Annotated in this window: 5 protein-coding genes and 1 pseudogene; 2 read left to right on the top strand and 4 right to left on the bottom strand. The window is 63.4% G+C overall.

What is annotated here, in order from left to right:
• From QZ213_RS00310 to QZ213_RS00295, 4 genes and pseudogenes are all read right to left on the bottom strand, one after another.
• A pseudogene (locus QZ213_RS00310) lies at positions 1-98 on the bottom strand (NAD(P) transhydrogenase subunit alpha); the annotation flags it as partial.
• An 11-nt stretch (positions 99-109) separates the two neighbouring features.
• Positions 110-1237 carry a Re/Si-specific NAD(P)(+) transhydrogenase subunit alpha gene (locus QZ213_RS00305; RefSeq protein WP_291684037.1) on the bottom strand — a complete coding sequence of 376 codons (1128 nt, stop codon included), beginning with the start codon at positions 1235-1237 and terminating at the stop codon, positions 110-112.
• 124 nt (positions 1238-1361) lie between these two features.
• Positions 1362-1514 (bottom strand): aa3-type cytochrome c oxidase subunit IV, encoded by a 153-nt coding sequence (locus QZ213_RS00300; RefSeq protein ID WP_291684036.1) that lies wholly within the window; start codon positions 1512-1514, stop codon positions 1362-1364.
• Positions 1515-1871: 357 nt separating this feature from the next.
• Positions 1872-3755, bottom strand: a complete 1884-nt coding sequence (locus QZ213_RS00295; RefSeq protein ID WP_291684035.1) for a M3 family oligoendopeptidase — start codon at positions 3753-3755, stop codon at positions 1872-1874.
• Positions 3756-3894: 139 nt separating this feature from the next.
• Between QZ213_RS00295 and QZ213_RS00290 the strand changes: the two genes are divergently transcribed.
• Complete coding sequence (locus tag QZ213_RS00290; RefSeq protein WP_291684034.1) at positions 3895-5403, top strand: sigma-54 dependent transcriptional regulator; 1509 nt, start codon at positions 3895-3897, stop codon at positions 5401-5403.
• Between the two features lie 410 nt (positions 5404-5813).
• Entirely contained in the window at positions 5814-7955 is a 2142-nt protein-coding gene (locus tag QZ213_RS00285; protein WP_291684033.1) for a L,D-transpeptidase family protein, read from the top strand.
• Positions 7956-8076 lie beyond the last annotated feature (121 nt).

Raw genomic sequence — 8076 nt, 5'->3', positions numbered from 1 at the left:
GTCACCGACCACACCACGAAATAGCCGACGAACACGGCGAGCACGAAAATCGACAGCCGGAACACGAAGGGATCGACGGCCTGCGCGATATGTTCCATGGCGGCTCTCCTTAGGTCTTCGGCTGGAAGTTCGGATGAATGACGGCGCCGTCCTTGGTCAGCGCGGTGGCCTTGACCAGCTCGTCATCCCAGTTCACCGCGAGCGCCTTGTTCGGCTTGTCGATCAGGGTTTCGATGAACGAAAACAGGTTGCGCGCGTACAGCCCCGAGGCCGAGGCTGCGACGCGGCCGGCGACATTGGTGTAGCCGACGATCTTGATGCCATCGAGATCGACGACTTCGCCCGGCTTTGCGCCTTCGACGTTGCCGCCGCGCTCGACGGCGAGGTCCACCAGCACCGATCCGGGCTTCATCGATTTGACCATCTCGGCGCTGACGAGCTTGGGCGCCGGCCGGCCGGGGATCAACGCCGTCGTGATCACGATATCCTGCTTCTTGACATGATCGGCGGTGAGCGCGGCCTGCTTGGCCTGATACTCCTTCGACATTTCCTTGGCGTAGCCGCCGGCGGTCTGGGCGTTCTTGAATTCCTCGTCCTCGACCGCGAGGAATTTGGCGCCGAGGCTCTCGACCTGCTCCTTGGTCGCAGGCCGCACGTCGGTCGCGGTGACGACGGCGCCGAGCCGCCGCGCAGTCGCGATCGCCTGCAGGCCGGCGACACCGACGCCCATCACGAACACTTTCGCCGCCGGAATGGTGCCGGCCGCGGTCATCATCATCGGAAAGGCGCGGCCGAAGGCTTCCGCCGCCTCGATCACCGCGCGGTAGCCGGCAAGATTGGCCTGGCTCGACAACACGTCCATCACCTGCGCGCGGGTGATGCGCGGCATCAGCTCCATCGCGAACGCCGAGATGCCGGCATCCGCCATCGCCTTCAGCGCGGCGTCGTTGCCATAGGGATCCATGATGGCGATGACCAGCGCGCCGCGCTTGTATTTTCCAAGCTCGGACGCCTCGGGCCGCTTCACCTTGATGACGATGTCGGCGTCCTTGACCGCATCGGCGCTGACGGTGGCGCCGGCCGCGGTGAATTCCGAATCCGGCAGGCCCGACTTGATACCGGCGCCCGGCTCGACGGCGACATCGACCCCCAGCGCCTTGAACTTCTTAATGGTGTCGGGCGATGCGGCGACCCGCGGCTCGGAGGGATCGATTTCCTTGGCGACGGCAATCTTCATAAGGCCTCCGGCGGCGCGCAGCGCGCGCGAGCAAACTAGCGCTTATTTCGCAGAGATAGATACCGGTTTTGCGACCGGACCAGTTTCTTCGCGCCGCCGGGAGGTGGCGCGAACGCCGCAACGATCAGGTCAGGAAGATCGCCATCATGGCGACGATGAAAATGACGGCGGCGGTTCCGTACTTCACCAGCATGATGAAACCTTCATAGGTCTGCTCATGCGCCGGATAATCGTTGCCGTCAGCGGTCGTGTAGGCCACTTCGTTATGCTCTGCCATCGGTGTCCCCGGTGATTGTTTGTCTCTCGCCGTGGAATTACCGCAATCCAACCGGGAGAGCAACGGCACTGGGTCTTTTGTGCACCAACTGCGTTTGCGAGTGACTAGCGGACCTCGGCCGGCCAGTTGTCCCGGATCCAGCGGGTGGGCCGGATTCTATTGCGATATTGGGAGATCCGAGACCCGGATAGGCACCAGAACTGAGGCCATATATCGTCCCCGGCTAGATATCGTCGGCTATCCCGCAAACTTGCAGGGCGGCACTTTCCATCTCGGATTCGCTGCGGGCGTCGTTCATCATTCACGCTCCAAGCGGCTGAATGTACAAGGAGCACCGCTATCGCTCAACCGCCGTCGTCAGCCCATCCCCTCCAGCTCGTCGATCATGCCCGCGATGACAGACAGCCCGCGGTCCCAGAAAGTGGGATCCTTGGCGTCGAGCCCGAACGGCCTGAGCAGTTCGGAATAATGCTTGGTGCCGCCGGCCGCCAGCATCGCCAGATAGCGCTCGGCAAACCCCTCGGCGGCATTTTCGTAGACCGCATAGAGCGAGTTCACCAGGCAATCGCCGAACGCATAGGCGTAGACGTAGAACGGCGAATGGATGAAGTGCGGGATGTACATCCAGAAATTCTCGTAACCCGGACGGATGTCGATCGCCGGACCGAGGCTCTCGCCCTGCACGCTGAGCCAGATTTCGCCGAGCCGTTCGGCGGTCAGTTCGCCGTTCTTGCGCTCGGTGTGCACCTTGCGCTCGAACGTATAGAACGCGATCTGCCGCACCACGGTGTTGATCATGTCCTCGACCTTGCCGGCGAGCAGCGCCTGGCGCTGTTTGGTGCTTTTGGTCTGCGCCAACAGCCGCTTGAAGGTCAGCATCTCGCCGAACACGCTGGCGGTCTCGGCAAGCGTCAGCGGCGTCGGCGCCATCAGCGCGCCGTTCTTGGCCGCCAGCACCTGATGCACGCCGTGGCCGAGTTCATGGGCGAGCGTCATCACGTCGCGCGGCTTGCCCTGATAGTTCATCAGCACATAGGGGTGGGCCGACGGCGTGGTCGGATGCGAGAACGCCCCCGGCGCCTTGCCGGGACGCACCGGCGCATCGATCCAGCGATCATTGAAGAAACGCTCGGCGATGCTGGCCATCTCCGGCGAGAACCCGCGATAGGCCGTCAGCACCATGTTCTTCGCCTCGGGCCAGGCGATGCTGCCGGTGGCGGCGAACGGCAGCGGCGCATTGCGGTCCCAATGCGCGAGCTTCTTCTTTTTGAACCAGCCGGCCTTGAGCTGATAATAGCGATGCGACAGCCGCGGATAGGCCGCGCGGACCGAACTCACCAGCGCATCGACGACCTCGCGCTCGACGCGGTTGTTGAGATGGCGCGAATCCGCGACATCCTGGAAGCCGCGCCAGCGGTCGGAAATCTCCTTGTCCTTGGCGAGCGTATTGGTGATGAGCGCAAAGGTCCGCTCGTTGGCCTTGAAGGTCTTGGCCAGCGCCTGCCCGGCTGCCTTTCGCTTTGCGCCGTCACGGTCCTGCAAGAAATTCAGCGTCGGCTCGATTGCCAGCTCCTTGGCTCCGACCTTGAAGCGCAGGGCCGAGATCGTCTGGTCGAACAGCCGGTTCCAGGCGGCATAGCCACTCTGGGATTTCTCATGAAACAGCTGCTCGACGCGATCTTCGAGCTGATACGGCTTTTCCTTGCGGAGATCCTCGATCCACGGGCGATAATGAGCCAGCGCGGCGGTCTGCATCGCGCCTTCGATCACGGCATCGTCGATCCGGTTGAGCTCGAGCCCGAAGAACAACAGGTGCACCGACGCGTTGGTCAGCCGCTCGGAGACGTCGCCATAGAATTTGGAGATCGCGGGATCGACGCTGTCGCCGGCGTGAACCAGCCCGGCATAGGAGCCGAGACGGCCGGCGAGATCGTCGATCGCTTCGTACCGCCGCACCGCTTCGGCGAGCCAGGCGCCGCCGCCCTGCTCCGCCGTCTTTTCGGCGAGTTTGCCCTTGTAGTCGGTCTCAAACGCGACGCAATCGGCATCCATCTTCTCGAGGTCGCGCGTGACTTCCGGCGCGTCGATACCGGAATAAAGATCGGCCAGGTTCCATTCCGGCAGCTTGGCGGGCTTGTAGCCGTTCTTGGTTTTGGCCGCGGGTTTCGCCGCGGATTTCTTGGGCGCCGCCTTGCGTTGAGCGGCCGGCTTGCGGAGGGCGGATGTGGAGCGCGAGGTCATCTTGTTCGAAACCTGTGTTCAGTCATTAAGGCTGCGTGAGCGAAATAAGGGCGGGACGGCAACGTTTAAGAGTGCGTTAATCGGCATCGGCGAGATTGCCCCGATTCGAGACAGATAGTTGTAGCGCGCGGGGAAAGCCATGGCTGCCAGCATTTTGATTGTCGACGACGACGCCGTCGCACGTCGTCTGGTCGAAAACATGGTGCAGAAATGCGGCTATGACGCCATTGTCGTCGATTCCGGCGACGCCGCGATCGCCACGCTGACCGCCCCGGACGCGCCGGTCGTCGACGCCATGGTGCTGGATCTGGTGATGCCCGGCCTCGACGGCATGGGCGTACTGGCGAAAATACGCGAGGCCGGCCTCAACATTCCCGTGATCGTGCAGACCGCCCATGGCGGCATCGACAATGTGGTGTCGGCGATGCGTGCCGGCGCCCAGGATTTCGTCGTCAAGCCTGTCGGCATCGAGCGGCTGCAGGTCAGCTTGCGCAACGCGCTCAACGCCAGCGCGCTGAAGGGCGAGCTGCAGCGCATCCGTCACAGCCGCGAGGGCCGCTTGACCTTCACCGACATCGTCACTCGCAGCGAGACCATGGCGGGCGTGTTGCGCACCGCTCACAAGGCGGCCGCCTCCACCATTCCCGTGCTGATCGAGGGCGAATCCGGGGTCGGCAAGGAACTGTTCGCGCGCGCCATCCATGGCAGCGGCGAGCGAAAGGCCAAACCGTTCGTCGCGGTCAATTGCGGCGCGATCCCCGACAATCTCGTGGAGTCGATCCTGTTCGGCCACGAGAAGGGCGCTTTCACCGGCGCCACCGAGCGCCACCTGGGAAAGTTCGTCGAAGCCTCCGGCGGCACGCTGTTCCTCGACGAGGTCGGCGAATTGCCGCTTGCGGCGCAAGTGAAATTGCTGCGCGCGCTACAGGAAGGCTCGGTCGAGGCAGTCGGCGGGCGCAAGCCGGTGAAGGTCGACGTCCGCATCATCTCCGCGACCAACCGCAAACTGCTCGACCACGTCAAGAACGGAAAGTTTCGCGAAGACCTGTTCTATCGCCTGCACGTGCTGCCGCTGACGATCCCGCCCCTGCGGCTGCGCCGGGAAGACATCCCCCATCTCCTGCGGCATTTTCTGGCTCGGTTCTGCGCCGAGGAAGGCCGCCACATCGCCGGCATCAGCGGCGAGGCGATGGCGCACCTGTCGCAATTGGAGTGGCCCGGCAACATCCGGCAGCTCGAAAACACGGTCTATCGCGCCGTGGTCATGAGCGAGAGCGACCAGCTTGGGCTGTCGGATTTTCCGCAAGCCGCCGCCCAGTCGCAAGCGATGCCGGAAGCGCACGCCGAACCGCTGGTCGTCGCGCCTGCGGCGTTTCATTCGACCGTGCCGGCCATGGTCTCCGGTAACGAAATACCTATTGCGCCCCTACCGTCGACGGGGACCCTGGCGATGCTGACCCATGCCGGCGAGATGCGCCCGCTCGAAGAGCTGGAGGGCGAGATCATCCGCTTCGCGATCTCGCACTATCGCGGCCAGATGTCCGAGGTCGCGCGCCGATTGAAAATCGGCCGGTCGACGCTTTACCGCAAGCTCGATGAGGCTGCCGACGACAATTCAACGGCCGGCGACGCGGAGAACGCGCGCTAGCCACTGGAGAGGATTGTGGCGCTACGGTGTCGGAGATGGAATGCATAAATAGCCGTTCGGTAGCCTTTGCCAGAACCCATGAACCGTTGCGCTGCGGTGACAGACAAAAGCAAAAGCGCGTGGCAAAAGCGCGCAATCCGTTGCAAAGCGGGTGCTTTGAAGTCAGTTTGTCGTGAGCTGCCCCGCGTGGCGCTGGCTGCACGCCAGAGGCGCGTGTATCGTCTGCGTCGGAATCGTTGCGTGCAGGCGTGACAAGAGAGATTTGGAGCGCTTTCAGAAGAACCAAACGTCGACTGCAGACGTTAACTGAATGGTGTTTCGAGACGACGGGGCCGGCGCTTTAGCCAAGCTGTACGGACGAAGCCAAGAGCTGTTCCATGGCGGGACAGTTTCGCCCAAGGGGTGTGACGATGCGAGACCGTTTGAATAACCGTGCCGGATTTGACCGTGTGCTGATGGCCGTCGCCGCCACCTTCCTCACGGTGTCCGCGACCTCGGCTTGGGCCCAGGCCGATCCGGCACGCAACGGCGCCGCCGAACTTGCGATCGATGCGGCGATCCCGCGCCCGGAACCCGCCAACGTTCCGCCCCCGACCGTCAGCGATTTCAAGCTGGACAGCGCAGCGCCAGCGTCCGAAGCAGCAAGGACAGATGGACCGAAGGCAGCCGAAAAGGCGCCCGAAGCAAAGCCTTCCAACGTCGTCGCGGCTCCAGCCACCGACATCAACAGCGCCGACACGCCCAAGAAGGACGCGGCAACCGCGACCCCTGCGCCGGCTCCGGCCGCCGCCACCCCGGCCGCCGAGCCGGTCAAGGCCGCGAGCAACATTCCGGCCGCTGATCAGCCGGTGGCCGACAGGCTCAGGGATTTGCTGGGCTCTAAATCGGCGCGCTATTTCGACCGCAAGGCCGAGCGGACCGCGATCGAGAAGTTCTATACCGCGCGTGACTTCGCCCCGCTGTGGACGCAAGGCGGCGCGCTGACCCCGACCGGCAAGGGCGTCGTTGCGCGGCTGAAGGATGCCGCTTCCGATGGCCTCAATTCCGCTGATTATCCGGTGCCGGATTTCGCCGCCGCCTCCAACCCCGATGCGCTTGCGGAAGCCGATCTGAAACTGACCGCCAGCATGATGGACTATGCGCGCCAGGCGCAGAGCGGCCGGATGCATTATTCCCAGGTCTCGGGAGATATCCAGTATCCGGAACACCCGGTTGATCCGAGTGAGGTGCTGGCCAACGTGACCACCGCCAAGGACGCCTCGGCGGCGCTGGACAGCTATAACCCGCCGCAAAAGCTCTATCGCGCATTGAAGGCAAAGCTTGCCGAACTGCGCGGCCAGGGCGATGGACCGGCGATCGAGATCCCCGACGGACCGACGCTCAAATTCACGCCGGCGCGCGGCAAGCAACAGCCCGCGGTCACTGTGGAAGATCCCCGCGTGCCTCAACTGCGCGCCAAGCTCGGCATTGCCGAAAACGCCGACGACGCCCATTACGACGAAAAGGTCGCCGGCGCCGTGCGCAAGTTCCAGGAAGGCGCCGAACTTAAGGCCACCGGCGTGCTGGACGAGCGGACCGTCAAGGCCATCAACAGCCCGAAGCGCGACAAGCAGATCGACACCGTGATCGTCAACATGGAGCGCTGGCGCTGGCTGCCGCGCGACCTGGGCGCGGCGTCGATCGGCGACGCCTATGTCATTCTCAACGTCCCGGACTATACGCTCAAGGTGATGCAGAACGGCGCACAGGTCTGGACAACCAAGGTGGTCACCGGCAAGCCGGGGGTTCATGCGACGCCGCTTTTGACCGAGACGATGAAGTTCATCACGGTCAACCCGACCTGGAACGTGCCGCCGTCGATCATCTACAACGAGTATCTGCCGGCGCTGCAGCAGGATCCGACCGTGCTGGAACGCATGGGGCTGAAGCTTGATCGCGCCCGTGACGGCTCCATCCACATCTCGCAGCCGCCGGGCGAGGCCAATGCGCTCGGCCGCATCCGCTTCAACTTCCCGAACAAGTTCCTGGTGTATCAGCACGACACCCCGGACAAGAATTTATTCGCCAAGGAAGAGCGCGCCTTCAGCCACGGCTGCATGCGGGTTCAGAATCCTGATCAATATGCATCCGTCCTGCTCAACATCACGATGCCGAACGACCATTACACGCCGGAAAAAATCCGCAGCATGTATGGCCACAGCGAGATCGACCTGAAATTCCCCACGCCGATCCCGGTCAACATCACCTACCAGACAGCGTTTGTGGACGACGGCGGCAAGCTGCAGTTTCGCAAAGACGTCTACGGCCGCGACGCCACCATGGTAGCGCTGTTGAAGACCGGCAGGAACAAGGACCTGGAAAACGTCGTTGCGCATTCGCAGCCGAGCTACTCGCGCCCGACCGGCAATCTGCCGGCTGGCGTCAGCTTCGCCAGCGACAACACCGGCTATTCTTCCGGGCCCTCTTTCTTCGAACGGCTGTTCGGCGGGCCGCCCGCTCCCCCGCCGGCGCCCATCGGCCGTCCCCAGCAACGGCGGCTTTTCACCCGCTGATCGTTGACCACATTCCAGCGGGACCGGGCTGAATTCAAGAGCAAAATCAATGGCTCCGCCACCAAGGCGGGGCCATTTTCATTAACCATCCTCCACCGGAAGTTAACCAGGGCACTTTTTC

This window comes from Bradyrhizobium sp., assembly GCF_017881085.1.
Lineage (GTDB): Bacteria > Pseudomonadota > Alphaproteobacteria > Rhizobiales > Xanthobacteraceae > Bradyrhizobium.
The sequence above is the reverse complement of the archived record's forward strand: the minus strand, read 5'-3'. Positions and strand labels throughout refer to the sequence as shown.

Excerpts from the sequence above, each read along its gene's own strand:
- QZ213_RS00295 (WP_291684035.1), bottom strand. The coding sequence starts at position 3,755 with ATGACCTCGCGCTCCACATCCGCCCTCCGCAAGCCGGCCGCTCAACGC.
- QZ213_RS00300 (WP_291684036.1), bottom strand. The coding sequence starts at position 1,514 with ATGGCAGAGCATAACGAAGTGGCCTACACGACCGCTGACGGCAACGAT.
- QZ213_RS00305 (WP_291684037.1), bottom strand. The coding sequence starts at position 1,237 with ATGAAGATTGCCGTCGCCAAGGAAATCGATCCCTCCGAGCCGCGGGTC.
- QZ213_RS00290 (WP_291684034.1), top strand. The coding sequence starts at position 3,895 with ATGGCTGCCAGCATTTTGATTGTCGACGACGACGCCGTCGCACGTCGT.
- QZ213_RS00285 (WP_291684033.1), top strand. The coding sequence starts at position 5,814 with ATGCGAGACCGTTTGAATAACCGTGCCGGATTTGACCGTGTGCTGATG.